Raw genomic sequence first — 23,364 nt, forward strand, 5'->3', positions numbered from 1 at the left:
GCTGATCTTCGTCAACGGCTGGAACATGGGCCAGTTCATCGCCCACATCGGCCCGCAGCGCGTGTTCGTGCTGCCGCCCGGCATCCTGAACCCGAACGGCGAGAACACGCTGACCCTGGCCGTCACCACCGACGGTCAGGCCGGCAACGCGCTGGAGGCCGTGCGCCTCGTGCCGCTGGCCGTCGCCCGTGGCGGCGTGCCGTTGGAGCCGGTGCCCCAACCGCGCAATCTGCAGCGTTGACCACACACAGAGACAAGACCATGCCCAACCAGATCCTCAAGCCCGTCGACTCCTCGCGCATCCACCCGCTGCTGGCCCACCACACGGCCGAACTCGGCGCGGACCGCGATGACATCCGCGGCGCCATCGACCGCCTCATCCACAACCTCGTCAACATCGAAGACAAGGACGGCAAGTTCCTGCTGCGCCTGGACGATGGTCGCGTGCTGGACACCAAGGGCTGGAACGGCTTCGAGTGGACGCACGGCGTGGGCCTGTACGGCGTCTACAAGGTCTGGGAGCTGACGGGCGACCCCAAGGCCTGGGACATCATGACGAGTTGGTTCGAGGCCCGCTTTGCCGAAGGCATGCCGAGCCGCAACATCAACACGGTGGCGCCTTTCCTGACGCTGGCCTACCTGTTCGACCGCACCGGCGATCGCCGCTTCCTGCCCTACATCGACCGCTGGGCCGAGTGGGTCTACAACGAGCTGCCGCGCACCGAGGAAGGCGGCTTCCAGCACATCGTCTACAACAGCGTGAACCACCAGCAGATGTGGGACGACACGCTGATGATGTCGGTGCTGCCGCTGGCCAAGTTCGGGTTGCTGCTCGGGCGTCCCCATTACGTCGAGGAGGCCAAGCGGCAGTTCCTCGTCCACATCAAGTACCTGGCCGACCGCAAGACGGGGCTGTGGTTCCATGGCTGGACGTTCGAGGGGCGGCATAACTTCGCCGATGCGCTGTGGGCGCGCGGCAACTCGTGGGTCACGATCGTCATTCCGGAGTTCATCGAGTTGTTGAACCTGCCTGAGGGCGATGCGTTCCGGCAGTTCCTGGTCTCGACGTTGGAGGCGCAGGTCAAGGCGCTGGCTGGCTGCCAGTCTTCTTCTGGCTTGTGGCCCACGCTGTTGGACGATCCGACGTCGTACGACGAAGCGGCGGCGTCTGCGGGCTTTGCGTACGGCATCCTGAAGGCGGTGCGCAAGGGCTATCTGCCTCGGTCGTATGAGGCGGTCGGCGTGAAGGCGGCGCTGGCAGTGCGCAGCAAGATCAACGACGCTGGGGAGCTGAAGCAGGTGAGCTTCGGCACGCCGGTGTTCAACACGCTGCAGGAATACAAGGACATCCCGCTGACGTCGATGCCGTTCGGGCAGGCGATGGCTTTGTTGGCAATGGGCGAGTTGTTGGTTCGCTTTATCTGATCAGGTTCGTGATGCGGAGCTTTGGCTTTTTGGCTAGGCCCAGCCGGGAGTTCGCCCCGGCGGGCGACCTTCTTTCTGAGCGACCAGAAAGAAGGCAAAGAGTCGCCCCTGTTCCGTCTCCCCTTCGCTGCGCTGCGGGGTGCCCTGCGATGCTCAAAGCCCGGGGCCGCGCCGAACTCACTTCGCTACGCTGCGTTCAAACAGGCGGCGCGAAGTCAGAGCTTGATGCTCGCTGCGCTCGCGCCCCGGGCTCCTGCGCTTCTCGGCTCCTCCAAAGGGGGGTGATGGGAACAGCCAACAGCCAGACCCGGAATGCAGGTGGCGGATGTATTTCTAGCCGGCGGGGCGAACGCCCGGGACACCACTCGCCGCACAAAACAAGAGCAGCTGAGACAAGCGCTCAACGAGCAAGAACATGACCCCTCTCAACCTCCACCCCGCCGCCAAAGAACCCACCTGGATCAACTTCTGGGGCTGGGGCTCGGGCGACATGCTCGGCGCCGGCGCGCAGGCCGTCATCACCGGCTGGCTGTTCTATTTCTTCACGACCTTCTGCGGCCTCAGCGCCGTCGAAGCCGGGCTGATCCTCGGCCTGCCTCGGCTGCTCGAAGCCATCACCTGCCCGCTGATCGGCTATGTGTCCGACAACCTGCGCCACACCTGGGTGGGCCGCAAGATCGGCCGGCGCAAGCTGTTCCTGCTGATCACCATCCCGCTGCTGCCCAGCTTCGCGCTGATCTTCCGCACCGGGCACAGCTTCACCTACTACCTGCTCACCTTCATCTTCTTCGAGCTGCTCTACACGATGTTTCTCATCCCCTGGGAAACGCTGGCCGCCGAGATGACCAAGGACTACAAGCGCAAGGCCAAGTTCGCGGGCGCCCGCATGATCGTGGCGCAGAGCTCGGCCATTCTGGCCTCCTACCTGCCCACGCTGCTGATCAGCCACTTCGGCGGCAAGGACTCGCCCGACACCTTCTTCTGGATGGCGGCGATCTTCGGCGTCATCTTCTCGGTCGTCGTCACCATCGTCGTGCTGACGACCTGGGAGCGGCCCTACGGCACGCGCGAGCAGGCCGTGATGTCGCAGACCTTTGGCGGCTTCGACCTGAAGGCCGCGCTGGCTATTCCCGTCAAGATGTTCCGCGACCTGTTCTCCACGCTGAAGATCCGCGCCTTCCGCCAGCACCTGTCCATCTACTTGGGCGGTTATCTGTCGCAGGACATCTTCAACACCGCCTTCCCCATCTTCGTGGCGACGGTGTTGATGGGCGCGACGCTCGTCATCTCGCAGCTGATGACGCTCATGTACGTGGCCCAGCTCATCTCCGTGATGGTGGCCATCCAGATCGTCATCCGCACCGGGCCGGTGCTGGCCTACCGCATCGCCATCAGCCTGTTCGGCGCGGCGCTGCTGATGTACCTGGGCTTCTTCCTGACGCGGCCCGAAGGCTTCCAGGCCGCCTTCGTGGCGCTGGGCGCCAACCTCTTCACCGCGCTGGACCCGACCCGCGAGACCTTCAGCCCGGCCCTGATCTTCTGGCTCTTCCTGCCCATCATGCTGGCGGGCCTGGGCCGGGGCACGCTGAACTTCGTGCCCTGGTCGGTCTACAACTACCTGCCCGACATCGACGAGGCCGTCACCGGCCAGCGCCGTGAGGGCATCTTTGCCGGCGTGATGACGCTGGTGCGCAAGGTGGCCCAGTCGATCGCCATCATCGCCACCGGCTGGATCATCGACCTAGGTGGCTATATCTCGCCCAAGTCGCGCCCCGGCGAAGTCATCGTGCAGAGCCCCGAGGCCATCCAGACCATCACCGCGTTGATGGTGGGTGGGCCGCTGCTGATGATGCTGTTCGGCCTCGTGGCTTCGTGGTCCTTCCGCCTCAACGCCAGCACGCACGCGGTGCTGGTGCACGAGGTGGAGCGCCTGCGCGAGGGCGCGACCGAGGCCGAGACGCCGGAGAACGGCCGCATCGTCGAAGACCTGACCGGCTGGTCCTATGACCGCCTGTGGGGCCGGGGCAGCGGGCACGCGGCCGACTCGTCGCTACAGCCGCTGCAAGCTCGCCCATGACTGATTTCGGCCACCGCAACTTGGCGATCAACTCGATGACTAACATCAGCAATTCGATGAACACAGCCACAGAGGCACAGAGACACAGAGGAAACCCGCTCCTTCTTGCCTTGCTTTTCTCTGTGCCTCTGTGGCTCTGTGGCTGTGTTTCGGCGCCGCCGGCTGCCAACCCGCTGCAGTTCGACATCTCCAGTGAATCCACCTACACCCGCGAGCGCGGTCATGGCTTCGAGCCCGGCGCGCCGCGCAACGCGGCCGGTCAGCCCAGCTTCTTCACGGTGGACGTGCCCGCCGAGGGCAACTACCGCGTCACCGCAACACTGGGCGGGCCCGCCGCCAGCGACACCACCCTCAAGGCCGAGCTGCGCCGCCTGATGCTGGACAGCGTGCGCGTGCCGGCTGGCGCCACCGAGACGCGCAGCTTCATCGTCAACGTGCGCACGGCGCGCATCGCTGCGGTGCCGGGCGCGAACCCACCCATTGAAGCCGGCGTCGTCAAGCTCAAGGAGCCGCGCGAGAGCAAGGACGAGATCTGGGCCTGGGACCAGCGCATCACGCTGGAGATCAACGGCAGCCAGCCGGCGCTGCGCAAGCTCGTCATCGAACCGGTGCAGGTGCCGACCATCTTCCTGCTCGGCGACTCCACCGTGGCCGACCAGTCCCGCGAGCCCTACAGCAGCTGGGGCCAGATGTTCACCGCCCTCTTCAAGCCCACCGTGGCCGTGGCCAACCATGCGCAATCGGGCGAGACCTTCCGCGACTCGCTGGGCCGCCGACGCATCGACAAGATCCTGTCGCAGCTGCAACCCGGCGACACGGTGCTGCTGCAGTTCGGCCACAACGACCAGAAGCAGCAGAAGGACGGCAGCGGCAACGCCGAGACCTACAAGGCCGAGCTGCGCACGCATGCCGAGCGCATCCTGGCGCGCGGCGGCGTGCCGGTGGTCGTGTCGTCGATGGAGCGCCGCAATTTCGACGAGCAGGGCCGCTTGAAGCCCAGCCTGCTGGAGTACGCCGACGCCGCGCGCACCGTGGCCAGTGACATGAAGCTGGCCTTCATCGACCTCAACGGCATGAGCCAACAGTTCTACGCGGCCCTCGGTGTCGAGCGCTCCAAGGCCGCCCACCCGTTGAACGCGGGCAAGATCGACAACACCCACCACAACAACTACGGCGCCATGCAGTTGGCGCGTTTGGTGGCGCTGGGCCTGAAGGAAGCCCACGTGCCGGTGGCCGCGCAGCTGCGCGATGATCTCGGCCCCATCGACCCCGCCAAGCCGCAGCCGCCAGAACAATTCCGCGTGGCGGCCAGCCCGGGCTTCACCCAACAGCGACCGCTGGGCGATTGACACCGTCTTGCATTCAGCCGCACCCGAACACCAAACACAGCCACAGAGGCACAGAGAGACCGCGCGTTTTCTCTGTGCCTCTGTGCCTCTGTGGCTGTGTTCTTGAATCGGCGATGCAGCACAACCTGGACTTGGAACGCCGACTCGTATGAACCGAACAAGAACCCTTCTTGCAGACTTGTCGCTGGCCTGCGCCTCGCTGACCCTCGCGGCCGTCTCGCCCGCCATCTGCGCAGCGCCGCCCAAGGCGGTCGAAGCCGTCACCGCGCAAGGCTTCTCGCCCGAGCGCCTCAAGCGCCTGGACGCCGCCATCGACGAACAGATCGCCCAGCAGCAACTCGCCGGCGGCGTGATGGCCCGTGCTGCGTGACGGCAAGCCGGTCGTCTTCAAGGCCTATGGCCAGCGCGATATCGAGAACGCCAAGGCCATGCGCACGGACACGATCTTCCGCATCGCGTCCATGACCAAGGCGCTGACGACGGTGGCGGCCATGATCCTGTACGAGGAAGGCCGCTTCCTGCTGAAGGACCCGGTGGCGCGCTACCTGCCGGCGTTCGCCAGCCAGCAGGTCGCCTTGGCCCAAGGCGGCACCGAGAAGCCGCGCCGCCCGCTGACCATCCATGACCTGCTGACCCACACGGCCGGCATGAGCTACGGCCCCGGCCCCGCCAAGGCGGCCTACGACGCGGCCGGCATGGAGGACTGGTACCTCGTCGGCAACGACGAGACGCTGGCGCAGTGGACCGACCGCTTCGCCGCGCTGCCGCTGCAGAGCCAGCCGGGCGAGCAGTTCATCTACGGCTACGCGACCGACGTGCTCGGCCGCCTCGTCGAGGTCGTGTCCGGCCAGTCGCTGGACGCTTTCATCAAAGAGCGCATCACCGACCCGCTGCGCATGCCCGACACGGGCTTCGCCGTGCCGCCCGAGAAGGTCGAGCGCCTGGCCAATGTCTATGGCCTGGAAGGCGGCCAGCTCAAGCTGATGGAGACGTCGGCCACGAGCGACTTCGTCAACGGCCCGCACAAGCTGATGTCTGGCGGCGCCGGCATGGTGTCGACGGCGGGCGACTACACGCGCTTCCTGCAGATGCTGCTGAACAGGGGCGAGCTGGACGGCATGCGCATCCTCGCGCCGCACACGGTGGCGCTGATGACGGCCGACCACCTCGGCCCCAAGTCCGGCGGCGACGCCGATGGCTTCGGCCTCGGCTTCTGGGTCAACGTCAGACGCGGCGGCTTCAAGGAGCTGGGCAGCGAAGGCGCCTTCGGCTGGGGCAGCGCCTACTTCCCACAGTACACGGTGGACCCCAAGGAGCGCCTGGTCATCCTCTTCATGACGCAACTGCGGCCGGCGGGCAACTCGACGCTGCACCTGCGGGTGCGCGGGCTCACGTATCAGGCGCTGATCAAGTGAACTGAGGCGTTATGAGGCCGCGCGAGATATCGCAATGGGTATCGCAAATGCGGTGTTAACGCTGTCCTTGCGAAGCACCGACGGTGCGCGAGCAGCGCTGTTCAAACGCTCATCTGGTTGAGTACACGCGGAGGCAGGCGCTGCCTACATTCCGCTGCGGTTGTGGGCAAGCCCGCGGACCGTGAACAACGACACAAGACCAGGAGACTTCATGAACACGACTAGCTCGCGCCTGCCTTTGGCGCGCTGGCTGACGGCGGCCCTGCTCGCCGCAGCGGCACCGGCCGCAATGGCCGCCTTCAGCATCACCACCGTCCACGACAGCAACAACGCGGCGCGCCCGCAGTACATCATCGACACCGATGGCGGCCTGGTGTTCAAGGTGCGTGGCTGGGATGCCAGCAGCACCACGGCCATCGGCGACTTGTCGAGCATGGTCTACAAGGGCGTGGAATACGCCGACCCCGCCCGCGGCACGCAGCTCAACTCCGGGGCCGACTGGCTGTACAACGGCGTCAGTGCCGTGGGCCTGAAGGTCGAGGCCGTCAGCGCCAACGGCACCGTGACCCCGGCCTCCAGCGCCAACGGCGGCGTGGTCAACGCGAGCGACTACATCCGCGTCACCCTCACCAGCACCAGCACCAAGGGCGGCGTGCTGACGCACTACTACGTGGTGAAGAAGGGCGAGTCCAACATCCACATGGGCACGCACTTCACCGAAGAGCCCGACGTGCACGGCCTCGTGCGCTTCATCGCCCGCATCCCCATTGCCAAGCTGCCCAACGGCGGCCCTGCCCAGGCGGCCGGCGGCCTGGTCACCTACAACGGCGAGAGCTTCTGGGCCGAAGACCTGCGCGGCACCAGCGGCGCCATCGAGGCGAGCGATGTGTTCGGCTTCCCGAGCACCGACGCGCGCTATGGCCAGACGCGCTCCAAGCATTACGCCAACCGGCGCCTGAAGGACTGGGAGTTCGTTGGCGGCAGCGGCCCGGGCGTGGGCGTCTGGTTCTGGCGCGACAACAACGAGGGCGGCTCCAGCGGCCCCTTCTACCGCAGCCTGCTGCAGCAGATCACCAGCACGACCAACGAGTTGACCTATATCGTCAACTACGGTGAGGCGCAGACGGAGCCCTTCCGGCTGAACGTGCTGAACACGTACACGATGATCTTCAACGACGGCACGGCCCCCTCGGCAAGGCCTGACACCAGCTGGTATGGCCAGGTGGGCTTGGTGGGCTATGTGCCGCCGGTGGGTCGCGGCTCGGTCACGGGCGCCGGCCTGACGGGCCGCATCGCCGGCCTGCCCTACACGGTGGGCTTCGCCAACGCGCAGGCCCAGTACTGGGCCGACGCCGATCCCGTGGACGGCCACTTCACGGCCAGCGGCATGCTGCCGGGCGTCTACACGATGACCGTCTACAAGGGCGAGCTCGCCGTAGAGACCGGCTCGGTCACGGTGACGGCCAATGCCAGCTACGCGCTGAACCCGTTGGCCATCACGGCCGACCCCGAAGCCACACCGGCCCTCTGGCGCATCGGCCGCTGGGACGGCACGCCGCAGGAGTTCATCAACGGCGACAAGCTGACCTTCATGCATCCGTCCGACGTGCGCATGGCCTCCTGGATGGGCGCGCCCTATGTGGTGGGCACGTCCGCCACGGCCAGCTTCCCCTCCTACCTGTGGAAGGACGTGAACAACGGCCAGCAGGTGCGCTTCACCCTCAGGCGCGGCCAGAACACGGCGCCACTGCGCTTGCGCATCGGCATCACGGGCGACTTCAGTGCTGCCCGCCCGCAGGTCAGCGTCAACAGCTGGAGCTCGGGCATTCCCGCCGCGCCGCCCAAGGTCTCGCGCAACTTCACGGTGGGCACCTACCGCGGCTTCAACCGCACCTACACCTTTGACATCCCGGCCGCGCAACTCGTCGTCGGCACCAACGTGCTGACCATCAATGCCGTCAGCGGCACCGCCGGTGCCAGCTTCCTGAGCCCGGCGCTGTCCTTTGACGCCATCGACTTGGTGGCTGTGCCTTGAACAAGCAGAACAACATGATGAAAAACAAGCACCTCATCCTCTCTCTGTTGACCTCCGCTGTGCTGGCCCTGCCCGCCGCAGCCGCCGTCGTGCAAACCACCGGCGCGGGCAGCGCCACGCCAGGTGCGACGCACCTGACCTACGCGGCCGACTTCGAAGCCAACACCAACCTCGACAGCCCCTGGCTGGAAGGCGGCCTGCAGTTCACGCACACCGGCCTTGCAAACGACAACGGCGGCTGCGGCTATGCCGGCGAGTTCTGCGTGGACGTATCCGCCGGCCAGACATACAGCGAAGCCTTCTCGGGCAACTACTTCGCCACGGCGGGCAGCAATGCCTATTTGTCCATCAAGAGCACGGGGCCCAAGCTCAACGGCATCGAGTTCGCCGTCGACTCCGGCTATCTCAACATCTACGTGATGTGGCAGACCTACCTCAACGATGCGTTGACCGGCAGCGGCAAGGTGTCCCTCGGCGCTGCGGGCATCGGCGGCGTGCTGGGCCTGAGCGACACGGTCGGCTTCAGCGAAGTGCGGGTCTATGCCTTCGACAGTGCCAGCGACAACAGCGGCTACAGCGTGCCGGCGATTGACAGCGTGAGGGCGTTCACGGTGGCGGAGCCCGGGTCGTTGGCGTTGGCGTCACTGGCCGCGTTGGGCGTCGCCGGAGTTCGGCGTCGGCGCAAGGGTTGATACGGCACGAGTCGTATTGAGGCAAGGCCCAGCCGGGATTTCGTCCCGGCGGCCGACTCACTTTTTGGGCCGCCAAAAAGTAAGCAAAAAGCTCCCCCCTGACCGCCCCGCCCCTTCGGGGTTCCCTGCGGTACTCAGCCCCGAAGCCCCGCGCCGAACTCGCGCCGCTACGCTCTGCTCAAACAGGCGTCGCGAGTCAGTTCACGAAGCGTGCTGCGCACGCGGGCTTCGGGTCTTCCGTTCCTCGGCGGGGCTAAAAGGGGGCAGGCTGAAATACATCCACCACCCGGATTTCGGGCTTGGCTGTTGTGTTCGTTCACCCCCCTTTGGAGGAGCCGAGAAGCGCAGGAGCCCGGGGCGCTCGCGAAGCGAGCTTCGTCAACTGACTCCGCGCAGTTGTTTGACCGCAGCGTAGCGAAGGGAGTTCTGCACGGGCCCCGGGTTCCGAGCATCGCAGGGCACCCCTCGCAGAGGGGCGACGGAGCAGGGGCGACTTTTTGCCTTCTTTTTGGTCGCTCAAAAAGAAGGTCGCCCGCCGGGGCGAACTCCCGGCATGGGCCTCACGCATCACGCCGCTTCCGCCGCAGCCCGCCACGCGTCGCGGTAATCCCGCCCCCCAGCCGGCGCCCACGCCACGACCACAGTCGCCACCGACTCTGCCTGTCGCCCCCAGCCATCCAGCAACCACGCCCCGCAAGTCGTGCCACTGCTGTCATCCGACACCGTCACCTCACGCCCGTCTGAAAGCCCAGCCAGCAACGGCCCGAACCACGGATTCGCCGTGAAGGCGCCTTCGACGACGACGCGACCGCTGGCGCCCAGCGACGACAGGCAGTAGTCCGCCATCAACACCACGTACAAGGTCGCCAGCGCCGCCCGCTCCGCATCGGTCTCAGGCACCGCACCGTCGACCCGCCCGATGCGGCCCGCAAATGGCCCACCGGTTTCCGCAAAGCAAGGCAGCGCCATCGTCCGCCGAGCAATCAGACGCTCCACGTCCGCAGCCACAAACGCTGCCGGCTGCGTCCCCGCAATCGCAGCAAACTCGCGCCCGCCCATGAAGCGCATGCAGGGCACGGCGTCGCCAAAGACATCGCAGTTGGCCAGCATGTCCTGCGCCTCGACCAGTGGCTTGGTGACCGAGCCCAGCGCCGCCGCTATGACCCAGGTGCCGGTGGACAGCACGGTGCACGGCCCGCTCTGTTGCCGCGTCAGCAAATGACGCAGCAAGGAGGCATTGCTGTCGTGGATGCCGCAGACGATCTCGCAATCCGCCGGCAACCCGGTGTCCGCCACCAGCTCGGGCCGCAGCGTGCCGAGGCGCGCCCAGGCGTCATGGCGCGGCGGGAAGAGGCGCTGCCAGCCCTGGCCCTCGACGAGCGAAGACCACGCGCCCTCACCCGGCTGCCACAGGTCGGTGTGGCAACCCAGCGAAGTGACTTCACTCGCCGCCACGCCGCACAGGCGCCAGGCCCAGTACTGCGGGTACATCAGCAAGTGCGTGGCCCGCGCGAACTCCGCCGGGAAGCTCGCCTGCAACCACTCGATCTGACGACCAAGGTTGAGGCCGGCGGGCAGCCGGGGCGAGCCGCTTTCGTCGAACGAGGGGCGCAGTGCGTCATACCGCGCGGCATCGGTAGCGTCGCCCGGCACGTGCTCGTAGTCCAGCACCGGCAGCACCAGGCCGGCATCGTCGACCAGGGCCGCGGTGGCGCCATGCGTGACGGGCACGATGGCGCGGATGTCGGCCAGCACGGCCATCTCGCGCAGCTGGCCCAGCATCCAACTCCACAGCCGCTCGGTGTCATGGTGCGGATACAGCCCGATGCGGCGCACGGTGTTGGGCGTGCGCGCCTCGGCCAGCGTTTTGCCGGCAGCGTCGATCAGGGTGAGCTTGGCGTTGGTCTTGCCGATGTCGAGAACGACGGTGCCGGCAATCCGGTTGCTCGGCACAGCGCTCAAGAGTTCAGCACCGCGCGGCGTCCATAGGCCCCCGACTCCAGCACGGCGGCATAGTCATGCGAGCTCAAGGCTGAAGCCTCCACCACCCGGGGGTCCACAGCTTCGGGCTCCACGGTGATGACGCGCACGCCGTAGTGCTCCAGCAGCTGCACGGCGCTGTCGGAGGCGCCGGTGTCGGTGATGACCGTGGACACGCGGTTCAGGCCGCACAGCACCAGGCCGGCCTTGCGTGCGAACTTGGAGCTGTCCACCAGCACGACGAGTTGCTCCGCCTGGCTGATGAGGCGCTTCTCGGCCTGGATCAGCAGCGGATCGGCCTCCATCAGGCCGAGGATGCTCAGGCCGTAGACGCCCATGAACATCTTGGCGGCGTAGTGGTGCTGGGCGACGTCGTTCTCGAACGGGCTGAGGATGACGTTCTGCTCGCGGTAGACCTTGCCACCGGGCAGGATGATTTCGTTGTCGCTGGTGACGAGCAGGCGCTCGGCCATCAGAAAGGAATTGGTGAGAATCTTCAGCTGTTTCTCGATGAGAAACTCCGCCATCATGAACGTGGTGGTGCCGCCATTGATGATGATGGTTTCGCCGTTATTGCACATCGAGGTGGCATAACGGGCAATCGCACGTTTGGCGGCAGTATTCTGCTGCGCGTTGTTTTGAAAAGTCTCGCTCGACAGCGTGTATGACTTTTTCTTCTGCTCCAACCTTTGAGCGCCGCCGCGTGTGCGTGTCAGCTGGTTTTTCGTGGCCAACCAGGAAATATCCCGGCGCACGGTTGCGGCAGAAGCCGACAACCATTCCATCAATTGCTGGACGCTGGCGTGCTCGCGCTCATCAAGGAGTTTGAGCAGACGCTTGTGACGCTTGTGATTGATCATGGGGAACACCTTTATCGGGCGACCCGCCGGAAGGGCGGCGACCGTTGTCTCGTCGTTATATCGCCCAGCCCTCGATTGCATTCACGGGGCGGGCGTCGCTTGCGGTCGGCAGCCTGGCTGAAGGCCGGTCGCCTGATCACGGCCGGTGAGCGTAGGCCCCGGTCGCCGGTGTCATCTTCGCTCACGCTCAACCGCTCAGAGCTTGGGTGAAACACCGTTTCAAGTGCAGATTACGTCAGGCGCCGGCCAAGGTCAATCAGCAAACGCTCACGGCCGTGAGCGTTTCGTGAGCGAAGACCCTAGGTCGCGCGCTTTCGCTCATCCTTTTGATTTACTGCGGCGGCGCCGCCCATGGCACGGCGTTTCGCTTCACACTGCGCTCCGTTTCCTCGATGAATCTCCCGCCAACGACGGGTGCCGGGGCCGCACGGCGGCCCCGGTGATGAATACGGACTGAATACAGGCAAGCTGATGACTGCAACTCCCCAAACCTCCGCTCAAACCCCCATCGTCTCGAAGTGGGACGATACCGTGGCGGCCAAGTTGAGCGAACCGGAGCTGCTGCTCTATCGCTCCAATCTGCTCGGCTCTGATTTGCGCGTGACGAATTTCGGCGGCGGCAATACCTCGGCCAAAGTCAAGATGCGCGACCACCTGACCGGCGAGGACGTCGAGGTGCTCTGGGTCAAGGGCTCCGGCGGCGACCTGGGTTCCATCAAGCTCGATGGTTTCTCCACGCTCTACATGGACAAGCTGAATGCGCTTAAACAACGCTATCGCGGCTTGGAACATGAAGACGAGATGGTGGATTACCTGCCGCACTGCACGTTCAACCTGAACCCGCGCGCGGCGAGTATCGATACTCCGCTGCACGCCTATATCCCGAAGGCGCATGTCGACCACATGCACCCCGACGCGATCATCGCCATCGCCGCCTGCGCCGACAGCAAGCGCCTCACCGAAGTGATCTTCGGCGGCCAGCTGGGCTGGCTGCCCTGGCAGCGCCCCGGCTACGACCTCGGCCTGAAGCTCGAAGCGCTGGCCACGTCGCAACCCAACCTCAAGGGCATCATCCTGGAAGGCCACGGCCTGTTCACCTGGGGCGACACGGCCAAGAGCTGCTACGAGATCACGCTGGAAATGATCCGCCTGGCCGAGCAATGGCTGGCCGAGAACATCAAGCAGCCGGTGTTCGGCGGCGTCAAGACGATCACCCTGCCCGCCGAGCAGCGCGCCGCACTGGCCGCCAAGCTCATGCCCGCGCTGCGTGGCCGCATCAGCGCCAGCGAACGCAAGCTGGGCGACTTCAACGACAGCGACGTGGTGCTGGAGTTCGTCGGCAGCAACGACCTGGCCAAGCTGGCCGCACTTGGCACGTCTTGCCCGGACCACTTCCTGCGCACCAAGATCCGCCCCCTGGTGCTGGACTTCGACCCGGCCAACCCCGATGTCGACGCCGTGCTGGCTGGTCTGGACGCCGCGCTGGAAGCCTATCGCGCCGACTACCGCGCCTATCACGAGCGCTGCAAGCGAGCTAACAGCCCGGCCGTGCGGGATGCCAACCCCATCATTTACCTGATCCCCGGCGTGGGCATGCTGTCCTTCGCCAAGGACAAGGCCACCGCCCGCATCGCCGGCGAGTTCTACATCAACGCCATCAACGTGATGCGCGGCGCCAATGGCGTGGACACCTACGTCGGCCTGCCCGAGCAGGAAGCCTTCGACATCGAATACTGGCTGCTTGAAGAAGCCAAGCTGCAACGCATGCCCAAGCCCAAGAGCCTGGCCGGCCGCGTGGCCCTGGTGACCGGCGGCGCCGGTGGCATCGGCCAGGCGGTCGCCCGCCAGCTGCTGCAGGAAGGCGCCTGCGTCATGCTGACCGACATCGACGGCGAGGCGCTGGAAGAAGCCAGCCAGGCGCTCGTCAAGGTCGGCGGCAAGGACGCCGTGGCCACCGTGCGCGGCGACATCACGTCTGAGGCCGAAGTGGAAGCGCTGATCGCCGCCACGGCGCTGCGCTTCGGCGGCCTGGACATCCTCGTCTCCAACGCCGGCATCGCCTCCGCCGCGCCGCTGGAAGACACCTCGCTGGAGATCTGGAACCGCAACCAGAACATCCTCGTCACCGGCTACTTCCTGGTCAGCCGCGCCGCCTTCCGCTTGCTCAAAGCACAGAAGATCGGCGGCAGCATGGTGTTCGTGGCCAGCAAGAACGGCCTCGTCGCTTCTGCAGGCGCCTCGGCCTACTGCACGGCCAAGGCGGCCGAGATTCACCTGGCCCGCTGCATCGCGCTGGAAGGCGCCGCCATCGGCGTGCGCGTCAACGTCGTCAACCCCGACGCCGTCATCCGCGGCTCGCGCATCTGGGACGGCAAGTGGAAGGAAGAGCGCGCTGCGTCCAACAAGATCGACAGCGACAACATCGAAGAGTTCTATCGCCAGCGCAGCATGCTCAAGCTCAGCGTGCTGCCCGAGGACATCGCCGAAGCGGTCTACTTCCTGGCCAGCGACAAGGCCGGCAAGAGCACCGGCAACATCCTCAACGTGGACGCCGGCAACGCCGCCGCCTTCACCCGCTAGAAATGAAGCCCCTCGTCCAAGGCGTACCTTGGCCGGTCCCCCGAGGGGACGGCGATGCTTACGGCATTGAGCCGCAAGCACATCGCCCAACGCGGGCCGGCTTGGCGAACTGGAGTCGGACACAAGCAGTCCCTGCGGACTGCTTGTGCCTACGACAGGCCATGGGCCTCTGGCCCATGGCAGCCCGGCGCTCGGCCCGCAAAGACTGAATTCAGGAGACATCCATGACGACCAACATCATCGACTCGGCCCAAGTCGAGCAACACAACGCCAGCCAGCGCGCCACGCTGCAGGCCGACTACGACGCCCTCGGCGGCATGCTGTCGCGCCGCGGCGTGGACATCGAGGCGCTGACGGCCACGGCCCAGACCTTCGCGGTCGCCCTGCCCAGCTGGGGCGTGGGCACCGGCGGCACGCGCTTCGCGCGCTTCCCCGGCCAGGGCGAGCCGCGAGACGTGACCGAGAAGCTGGAGGACTGCGCCGTCATCCACCAGCTCACGCGCGCCACGCCGACCGTGTCGCTGCACTTCCCGTGGGACAAGCCGAGCGACCCCAAGGGGCTGCGCCAGCAAGCCGACAGCCTCGGCCTGAGCTTCGACGCGGTCAACTCCAACACCTTCCAGGACCAGCCCGGCCAGGCCAACACCTACAAGTACGGCAGCCTGACCGCGCAAAGCGCAGCCGCCCGCGAGCAGGCCGTGGCGCACAACATCGAGTGCATTGAGCTGGGCAAGACGCTCGGCTCCAAGGGCCTGACGGTGTGGGTGGGCGACGGCGCCAACTTCCCCGGCCAGAACAACCTGCGCGGCGCGCTGGAGCGCTACATCGACAGCGCCAAGGGCATCTACGCCGCGCTGCCGGCCGACTGGCTGATGTACATCGAGCACAAGCTGTTCGAGCCGGCGTTCTACTGCACCGTCATCGCCGACTGGGGCACCAGCTTCGCCGTGGCGCAGACGCTGGGCGAAAAGGCCAAGTGCCTGGTCGACCTGGGCCACCACGCGCCCAACACCAACATCGAGATGATCGTGGCGCGGCTGGCGCAGTTCGGCAAGCTCGGTGGCTTCCACTTCAACGACAGCAAGTACGGCGACGACGACCTGGACTCGGGCTCCATCGACCCCTTCCAGCTCTTCCTCATCTTCAACGAGCTGGCCGACTCCGCCGCCCGTGACGGCGCTGCCTTCAGCCCCTCCTACATGCTGGACCAGTCGCACAATGTGACCGATCCCATCGAGAGCCTGATGAACAGCGCCGTCGAAGTGCAGCGCGCCTTCGTGCAGGCCGCGCTGGTGGACCGCGCAGCCCTGGCCGGCTACCAGCAGGCCAACGACGTGCTGCAGTCCGCGCAGGCGCTGAAGAAGGCCTTCCGCACGGATGTGAGCCCCATCCTCGCGATGGCTCGCCTGCGCAGCGGCGGCGCCATCGACCCGGTGGCGGCCTACCGCGCCAGCGGCTACCGCGAGCAGGCTGCGGTGAAACGTCCGGCCAAGGCGGGTGCTTCCGGTTCCGGCATCGTTTAAGGAAGAAAAACCAACACAGCCACAAAGGCACAGAGACACAGAGAGGCCGGCTTTTTCTGTGCCTCTGTGTCTCTGTGGCTTGTTTCTTTCTTGAACCCAAGAAGTGGTGCAACCTCAACGAATGAACGCTCAGGACTTCGGCGCAAGCGGTGACGGCGTCACCCTTGATACGCGGGCACTGCAGGCCGCCATCGACGCTGCGGCGCTGAGCCGCGTAGAGCTGCTGGTCCCGCCAGGCACCTACCGCACCGGCGCGCTCTTCCTGAAGAGCGACATGACCCTGCGCCTGGAGCGCGGCGCCACGCTGCTGGGCTCACGCAACCTGGCCGACTACCCGCTGCTGCCCACCCGCGTGGCCGGCATCGAGATGCGCTGGCCGGCAGCGCTCGTCAACATCTATGGCGAGCAGGACGTGAGCCTCGTCGGCGAGGGCTGCATCGACGGCGACGGCCAGGTCTTCTGGGACAGCTATTGGGCCCTGCGCGCCAGCTACGAGCCACGCGGCCTGCGCTGGGCGTCAGACTACGACTGCCAGCGGCCCCGCCTCGTGCAGGTCTTCGAGTCGAGTCGCGTGCAGATCGGCGGCGGCCTGCTGCTGCGCCGCTCCGGCTTCTGGACGCTGCACCTCTGCTACTCCGAGGACGTGACGGTCGACCGCATCACCATCCGCAACAACGACGAGGCGCGCGGCCCGTCGACCGACGGCATCGACATCGACTCCTCGCGCCGCGTGGCCATCCGCCATGCCGACATCGCCGTCAACGACGACGCCCTCTGCCTGAAGGCCGGCCGCGATGCCGACGGCCTGCGTGTTGCACGGCCCTGCGAAGACATCACCATCAGCGACTGCATCGTCCGCGAAGGCGCCGCCGGCCTGACTTTCGGAAGCGAGACCTCGGGCGGTTTCCGCCGCATCACGGCCGAGCGCATCGCCGTGCATGCGCCGGTGCCGGTGGGGCTGCTGTTCAAGAGCGCCCCGACACGCGGTGGCTTCATCGACGGCGTGTCCATCGCCGACCTGAGCCTGCACGACGTGCCCGTCGCGATGCGCGCGACGATGAACTGGAACCCCGCCTACAGCCAGGCCAGCATCCCCGCCGCCGAACTGGCCAACGCGCCGCCGCACTGGAAAACACTGGCCACGCCGGTGGCACCGGAGCAGGGCCGCACGCAGGTGGCTGGCGTGCACATCCAGCGCCTGCACGCCCGCGGCGCCGACACGGCCTTCGAGGTGGACGCCGACGCCCAGGCGCCGCTGCGCCACTTCCGCTTCAGCGGCCTGGACATCGAGGCCCGCCGCGGTGGCCACGTGCTGGACGTGCTGGGCTGGCGCTTCGACGACGACTGCCGGTTGCAACTCGGCACACCCATCGCTGTGAACGCGGACACCGCGTTGGCAGGGCTGCCCGCCGAACACTGGCGGGTGGACCCATCCCTGCGCCGTCGCGACGTGTCGGCCCTGCCCATGGCCGAGCAAGACGTTCTTTAGGAGACAGACGCAATGAGCGACGAGATTCGCGCCTTCAAGATGCAGTTGAAACCCGGCGTTGATGGCGTGGTGGCCGAGTACAGACGCCGCCACGACGAGCTGTGGCCCGACCTGGCCGAAGCATTGCGCGGCGCTGGCATCCACGACTACTCCATCTTCCTGGACGAGAGCACGTTGAGCCTGTTCGCGGTACTCAAGCTCAAGGCGGGCATGTCCATCGACGAGCTGCCATTGCAACCCGTCATGCGTCGCTGGTGGGACTACATGGCCCCGCTGATGGAAGTGGAAGCCGACAACAAGCCGCGCCAATGGCCACTGCCCTCCGTCTTTCACTTTGCGGGCTGATCCTCGCGCTGCCGCTGACCGCAGCGGCATGGTGCGAGGCTCCTAAAAAGCTGGAGCCCGTCGCCGCTGACGACTTCCGCACCGGCCTCGCCCGCTGGCGGCTGGAGGCCGAGGACGCGCGCGCCGTCGTCACTGCCGAAGGCGGCGTGCTGGACATCGCCACGCCCGCCGGCCTGAGCCTGTGGTGGCGCGAGCCGCTGAGCGGCGACTACGCCATCCGCTTCACCGCGCTCGCCCTGCCCGCACCCGCCAGCGCCGGGCCGCATGCCGGCCGCCTGTCGGACCTCAACATGTTCTGGAACGCGCTGGAGGCCGACGGCAGCGCGCCCTATCCGCGCAGCGGCAAGTTCGCCGGCTATGACACGCTGCCCACCTACTACGCCGGCTTTGGCGCCAACGCCAACACGACGATGCGGCTGCGCTGGTACACCGGCATCGAGCGCCGCCTGCTAACCGGCTATGCGGACGGGGCCATCGCCGAGCCCGGCGAGCAGCCGATGACGCCGCAGACCCGTCTGCATGCCGGCCAAGCGCTCACCGTCGAGATTATTTCGCGCCAACCCACGGCTGCAGACCCGGTTCACCTGCGCTGGCGTGCCGGCAGCAACGAACTCTTTACACGCTCCGATCCCAATCCGCGCCTGCACGGCTACTTCGCGTTCCGCACGACAGCCAGCCGCCTGCAGATCCGCGACTTCCAGATCCTCCAATGCCGATGAAACGACTGCTGACGACGCTCACTCTCCTGCTCGCCTGGATTGCCGCACCGGCCTTCGCCGCCGACACGCTGCGCCCGCCGCTGCTGCTGATCGGCACACGCGCCAATGTGCAGGATCTGTCCGGCCGCTGGACCTATTCCAAGGACCTGTACCGCACGGGTTTCACTGATATCAACGGCTGGGTCGCCAAGTCGCGCATGCAGCGCCACCGCGATGTGGACGTGGCCGCCGAGGAGAGCAAGCCCGGCCCGGCCTTCTTCGAGTTCGACCTCGACCGCGGCCCGGCCATGGACATTCCCGGTGCCTGGAACTCGGCCACGCCGGAGCTGCGCTATTTCGACGGCCTGATCTGGTTCCAGCGCCGCTTTGATGCGGCCATGAAGGCCGGCCAGCGCAGCTTCCTGCGCTTCGAGGCCGTCAACTACCGCGCCTATGTCTACCTGAACGGCAAGGAAGTCGGCCGGCACGAGGGCGGCTTCACGCCCTTCATCGTCGAGGTGACGGACACGCTGCGCGCACAGGGCAACCGCCTCGTCGTCGGCGTCGATTCCAAGCACGACGCCAACAGCGTCCCCGGCGAGATCACCGACTGGGATCTCTACGGCGGCATCACGCGGCCGGTCAAGCTCATCCAGACGCCCGCCACCTTCATCGATGACGCCACGCTGCGCCTGACCGAAGCCGGCCGTCTGGCGGGCAGCCTGCAACTCAATGGCCCGCAGGCCGCCAACCGCGCGGTGAACCTGCGCATCGCCGCGCTCAACCTCACGCTGCCGGCCCGCACGGATGCGAACGGCGAAGCCCGCTTCGACGTGGCCGCGCCCGCCAGCCTCAAGCGCTGGACGCCCAACGCGCCGACGCTCTACGACGTGGATTTCGAAGCCGACGGCGACAAGATTCGCGACCGCATCGGCTTTCGCACGATCGCCGTGCGTGGCAGCGAGATCCTGCTGAACGGCCAGCCCATCTTCCTGAAGGGCATCTGCATCCACGAGGAAGAGATCGGCCCCAACCCCGCGCGCCGCGTCGACGACGCCGCCGCGCGCCGGCTGCTCGGCGAAGTGAAGAACGGCCTGCACGGCAACTACGTGCGCCTGTCGCACTACCCGCACAACGAGGCCATGCTGCGCGTGGCCGACGAGATCGGCCTGCTGGTGTGGAGCGAGATCCCCGTCTACTGGACGGTGAACTGGGACAGCCCGGCCACGCTCGACCTGGCCCGCCGCATGCAGGCCGAGACCATCTACCGCGACCGCAACCGCGCCTCCGTCGTGCTGTGGAGCATCGGCAACGAGACGCCCGTGGCCGAGAACCGCACGCGCTTTCACACCGCGCTGGCCGAGACCGTGCGCGCGCTGGACCCGAGCCGCCTCATCAGCGCGGCGCTGCTGGTGGAGCGCAAGGGCGACACCCTGCACATCGCCGACCCGCTGCTCAAGGAACTCGACGTCATCGCCGTGAACACCTACGCGGGCTGGTATGGCGACGACACGCTGGCCGACGTGGGCAAGCTGCGCTGGGAAGTGCCGGCGGACAAGCCGCTGCTGTTCAGCGAGTTCGGCGCCGATGCGAAAGCGGGCTTTCGCGACCCGGCACTGAAGCGCAAGTTCAGCGAGGACTACCAGGTCGACTACTACCGCGCCACGCTCGCGATGGCCGCCAAGGTGCCGACGCTGCGCGGCCTGTCGCCCTGGGTGCTGAAGGACTTCCGCTCGCCGCGCCGCGAGCACCCCGTCTTTCAGAACGGCTGGAACCGCAAGGGCCTGATCTCGGAGACGGGGCAGCGCAAGCTCGCTTTCGACGTGCTGGCGGAGCACTACCGCAGCCTGAAGTGAAAACCAAAGCCAAGCAAAGCCACAGAGGCACGGAGGCACAGAGAGGGCGGGATGAAGGTCCCTCTGTGTCTCTGTGCCTCTGTGGCTGTGTTCTGTATTGCGGATGCGCCGTCACCGATTAACCGCTGCGAAACCCTCCAATGAAAACGTCCTCTTCCACCCGCCGCGGCTTTCTGCAGACGACAGCCGCCGCCTCGCTGGCCACGTCGCTGCCTGCCGCACAGGCGGCGACGGCCAACCTTCCCACCACGACTGCACCCGTCGCCGACACCACGCTGCGCTGGCTGGACGGCCAGGCTCCGGCGCGCTTCGAAGGCGCCACCTTCGGCGTGCCCTGGCCGCGCGGCCAGCTGCGGTCTGCGGCCAAGGCGCTGGACTTCAAGCTGGCCAACCACGCCATCCAGTCCTGGCCGCTGGCCTATTGGCCCGACGGGTCGCTGAAGTGGACGGCGCATGCGCTGGCTGGTGGCACGCCACAAGGCCCGTTGAAGTTGGAGGGCGGCACGCCCGCTGCAGGTGGGCTGACCGTCAAGCAGACCGCCGCGCAGATCGTCATCACCGCCGGCGATCTCGCCTGGACCGTGCTGACCCGTGGCGAGGCGCTGATCGCCGAGGCCACGCGCGCCGGCCGCGTCACGCTGAAGAACCTCAAGCTCATCGCGCTGCGCCAGGACGGCGCCGAGCCCGAGCTGGGCGGCCAGGTCGCCCGCCAATCGTTCAGCAGCAAGGTCACCGCCGTCACCGTCGAGCAGCAAGGCCCCGTGCGCGCCGTGCTCAAGCTCGACGGCACCCATACAGGCAATGGCCGCGACTGGCTGTCGTTCTCGGTACGCCTGTACTTCTACGCCGGCGCCGAGAGCGTGCGCATCGTGCACACCTTCGTCTGGGACGGCGACCCGGCCAAGGACTTCATCGCCGGCCTCGGTCTCACGGCGCAGGTGCCGATGACCAATGCTACGCACGACCGCCATGTGCGCTTCTCCGGCGAAGGCGTGGGCGTGTGGGGCGAGGCGGTTCGCCCCATCACCGGCCTGCGCCGTGACCCCGGCCAGGCCTACAAGGACGCCCAGGTCGCCGGCCTGGCCCTGCCCGCACTATCGGGCATGGCCAAGTCCGTGCAGGACGGGCTGAAGTGGATTCCCGAGTGGGGCGACTTCTCGCTGTCGCAGGCCAACGCCGACGGCTTCACGTTGAAGAAGCGCACCGCTGCGGGCCACGCCTGGATCGACAGCAACGGCGGCGGCCGCAGCAAGGGACTTGTCTATACAGGTGGCGCGGCGGGCGGCGTGGCGCTGGGCTTCAAGGACTTCTGGCAACGCGCGCCCGTGCGCCTGGATGTGCGCGGCGCGGCCAGCGAGCTGGCCGAGGTCACCGCCTGGCTGTACTCGCCGTCGGCTCCGGCGATGGACATGCGTTCCTACCGCTCGGCCGGCGACATGGACACGCACGAGAAGGAGATCGAGGGTCTCAACATCACCTACGAGGATTACGAGGCCGGCTGGGACAACGCCTTCGGCGTGGCCCGCACCAGCGAGCTGCAGCTGTGGGTGCTGGCCGCCACGCCGTCGCACCAGGTGTTCTCGGACATGGCCGAACAGGTGGCCAACCCGGCCCGCCCGGTGCTCACGCCGCAGCGCATCCATGCCTGCGGCGTGTTCGGCGACTGGGACCCGGCCGAGGCGGGATCGCCGGCGCGCAAACTCATCGAGGATCGCCTGACGCTGCAGCTGAACCAGTACGTCAAGGAGGTCGAGCAGCACCGCTGGTACGGCTTCTGGAACTACGGCGACGTGATGCACACCTACGACGCCGACCGCCACATGTGGCGCTACGACATCGGCGGCTACGCCTGGGACAACTCCGAGCTGTCAACCGACATGTGGCTGTGGATGAGCTACCTGCGCACCGGCCGCGCCGACATCTTCCGGCTGGCCGAGGCCATGACGCGCCACACCGGCGAGGTGGACGTGTATCACCTGGGCGAGTTCAAGGGCTTCGGCACACGCCACGGCGTGCAGCACTGGTCGGACTCGTCCAAGCAGCCGCGCATCTCCAACGCCGCCTACCGCCGCTTCTACTTCTACCTGACCGCCGACGAGCGCTGCGGCGACCTGATGCGCGAGTTGCTGGACTCGGACGCCAACATTGCCAAGGTCGACATCTCGCGCAAGCTGGCGCGCAGCGCGGCGCCACCGGAGGCATCCGGCCTGCCCGGCGTCGGCTTCGGCACCACCTGGGGCTCGTGGCTCGGGGCCTGGCTGACCGAATGGGAGCGCACCGGCGACAAACGCTGGCGCGACAAGCTCGTCAACGGCATGCAGAGCATCGGTGACATGAAGCGCCGCTGGTTCGCTGGCGGCGCGCCCTACGACGCCAAGACGGGCAAGTTCTCCGGCCCCGGCGACGTGGTCTCCCTGTCGCACCTGAACGGCGTGTTCGGCGTCATCGAGATGAGCTCGGAGCTGCTGACGCTGGTGGACGTGCCGGCCTACCGCAAGGCCTGGCTGGAATATTGCCGCTACTACAACGCGCCCAAGAACGAGATCGCCGCACTGCTGGGCAAGGACCCTGGCGGCCGCAGCTTGGCCGACACCGGTTCGCGCATGACGGCCTATGCCGCCTTCCACGAGCAGGATCGTGCGCTGGCGCTGCGGGCATGGCGGGAGTTCTTTGGCTCGCATGCGCTCAGGGGCGGCGGCATGGTGAAGCGCATCGGCGGCGTGGACGTGATCCGGCCGCTGGACGAGATGCGCAGCATCAGCACCAACGATTCGGCGCAATGGGGGCTGGCGGGCATTCAGAATTTGGCGTTGGTGGGGGATTCGCTGGACGAAGCAGCGGCGGCTGCTGGCTTGGTGCGGCCGTAAATGCTGCGGTAGGGGCGCGGTGATTCGTTGCTTCTGCTTGTTGGCCAGGCCCAGCCGGGAGTTCGCCCCGGCGGGCGACCTTCTTTTTGAGCGACCAAAAAGAAGGCAAAAAGTCGCCCCTGTTCCGTCGCCCCTCTGCGAGGGGTGCCCTGCGATGCTCGGAACCCGGGGCC

Annotated in this window: 17 protein-coding genes; 15 read left to right on the forward strand and 2 right to left on the reverse strand. The window is 66.8% G+C overall.

Annotated elements, in window-relative coordinates:
• The 8 genes from ABIS05_RS27350 to ABIS05_RS27385 all read left to right on the forward strand — a co-directional run.
• Nucleotides 1-241, forward strand: a 241-nt coding sequence (locus ABIS05_RS27350) for a beta galactosidase jelly roll domain-containing protein (protein ID WP_348011711.1), incomplete at its 5' end; no start/stop codon positions are given.
• A 20-nt stretch (nucleotides 242-261) separates the two neighbouring features.
• Nucleotides 262-1,425 carry a glycoside hydrolase family 88 protein gene (locus ABIS05_RS27355; protein WP_348011712.1) on the forward strand — a complete coding sequence of 388 codons (1,164 nt, stop codon included), beginning with the start codon at nucleotides 262-264 and terminating at the stop codon, nucleotides 1,423-1,425.
• A 415-nt stretch (nucleotides 1,426-1,840) separates the two neighbouring features.
• Nucleotides 1,841-3,502 (forward strand): MFS transporter, encoded by a 1,662-nt coding sequence (locus ABIS05_RS27360; protein WP_348011713.1) that lies wholly within the window; start codon nucleotides 1,841-1,843, stop codon nucleotides 3,500-3,502.
• Between the two features lie 122 nt (nucleotides 3,503-3,624).
• Entirely contained in the window at nucleotides 3,625-4,851 is a 1,227-nt protein-coding gene (locus ABIS05_RS27365; protein ID WP_348011714.1) for a rhamnogalacturonan acetylesterase, read from the forward strand.
• Nucleotides 4,852-4,999: 148 nt separating this feature from the next.
• Nucleotides 5,000-5,221, forward strand: coding sequence for a hypothetical protein (locus ABIS05_RS27370; protein WP_348011715.1), 222 nt, complete (start codon nucleotides 5,000-5,002; stop codon nucleotides 5,219-5,221).
• On the forward strand, nucleotides 5,211-6,266 hold the full coding sequence (locus ABIS05_RS27375; RefSeq protein WP_348011716.1) for a serine hydrolase domain-containing protein: 1,056 nt from the start codon (nucleotides 5,211-5,213) through the stop codon (nucleotides 6,264-6,266). The genes ABIS05_RS27370 and ABIS05_RS27375 overlap by 11 nt, the downstream gene beginning before the upstream one ends.
• Nucleotides 6,267-6,477: 211 nt before the next feature.
• Nucleotides 6,478-8,301 (forward strand): rhamnogalacturonan lyase B N-terminal domain-containing protein, encoded by a 1,824-nt coding sequence (locus tag ABIS05_RS27380; protein WP_348011717.1) that lies wholly within the window; start codon nucleotides 6,478-6,480, stop codon nucleotides 8,299-8,301.
• Between the two features lie 14 nt (nucleotides 8,302-8,315).
• Entirely contained in the window at nucleotides 8,316-8,993 is a 678-nt protein-coding gene (locus ABIS05_RS27385) for a hypothetical protein (RefSeq protein ID WP_348011718.1), read from the forward strand.
• A gap of 567 nt (nucleotides 8,994-9,560) precedes the next feature.
• Here ABIS05_RS27385 and ABIS05_RS27390 read toward each other — a convergent pair.
• Nucleotides 9,561-10,946 carry an L-fuculose kinase gene (locus tag ABIS05_RS27390; RefSeq protein WP_348011727.1) on the reverse strand — a complete coding sequence of 462 codons (1,386 nt, stop codon included), beginning with the start codon at nucleotides 10,944-10,946 and terminating at the stop codon, nucleotides 9,561-9,563.
• Nucleotides 10,947-10,951: 5 nt separating this feature from the next.
• Nucleotides 10,952-11,833 carry a DeoR/GlpR family DNA-binding transcription regulator gene (locus ABIS05_RS27395; RefSeq protein ID WP_348011719.1) on the reverse strand — a complete coding sequence of 294 codons (882 nt, stop codon included), beginning with the start codon at nucleotides 11,831-11,833 and terminating at the stop codon, nucleotides 10,952-10,954.
• Nucleotides 11,834-12,304: 471 nt separating this feature from the next.
• Between ABIS05_RS27395 and ABIS05_RS27400 the strand changes: the two genes are divergently transcribed.
• The 7 genes from ABIS05_RS27400 (at nucleotide 12,305) to ABIS05_RS27430 (ending at nucleotide 23,191) form a co-directional block, all read left to right on the forward strand.
• Nucleotides 12,305-14,413, forward strand: a complete 2,109-nt coding sequence (locus tag ABIS05_RS27400) for a bifunctional rhamnulose-1-phosphate aldolase/short-chain dehydrogenase (RefSeq protein ID WP_348011720.1) — start codon at nucleotides 12,305-12,307, stop codon at nucleotides 14,411-14,413.
• A gap of 224 nt (nucleotides 14,414-14,637) precedes the next feature.
• Nucleotides 14,638-15,936 (forward strand): L-rhamnose catabolism isomerase, encoded by a 1,299-nt coding sequence (gene rhaI, locus ABIS05_RS27405; RefSeq protein ID WP_348011721.1) that lies wholly within the window; start codon nucleotides 14,638-14,640, stop codon nucleotides 15,934-15,936.
• 121 nt (nucleotides 15,937-16,057) lie between these two features.
• A complete protein-coding gene (locus ABIS05_RS27410; protein WP_348011722.1) occupies nucleotides 16,058-17,425 on the forward strand; it encodes a glycosyl hydrolase family 28 protein in 1,368 nt (455 codons plus the stop codon).
• Nucleotides 17,426-17,437: 12 nt separating this feature from the next.
• Entirely contained in the window at nucleotides 17,438-17,770 is a 333-nt protein-coding gene (locus ABIS05_RS27415; RefSeq protein ID WP_348011723.1) for an L-rhamnose mutarotase, read from the forward strand.
• Entirely contained in the window at nucleotides 17,734-18,489 is a 756-nt protein-coding gene (locus ABIS05_RS27420; protein WP_348011724.1) for a DUF6250 domain-containing protein, read from the forward strand. The genes ABIS05_RS27415 and ABIS05_RS27420 overlap by 37 nt, the downstream gene beginning before the upstream one ends.
• Nucleotides 18,480-20,324, forward strand: a complete 1,845-nt coding sequence (locus ABIS05_RS27425; RefSeq protein ID WP_348063374.1) for a glycoside hydrolase family 2 TIM barrel-domain containing protein — start codon at nucleotides 18,480-18,482, stop codon at nucleotides 20,322-20,324. Before ABIS05_RS27420 ends, ABIS05_RS27425 begins: the two co-directional genes overlap by 10 nt.
• A gap of 140 nt (nucleotides 20,325-20,464) precedes the next feature.
• Nucleotides 20,465-23,191 (forward strand): Tat pathway signal sequence domain protein, encoded by a 2,727-nt coding sequence (locus ABIS05_RS27430; protein WP_348011726.1) that lies wholly within the window; start codon nucleotides 20,465-20,467, stop codon nucleotides 23,189-23,191.
• The last annotated feature ends 173 nt before the right edge of the window (nucleotides 23,192-23,364 follow it).

This window comes from Roseateles sp. (assembly GCF_039929605.1).
GTDB lineage: Bacteria > Pseudomonadota > Gammaproteobacteria > Burkholderiales > Burkholderiaceae_C > Pelomonas.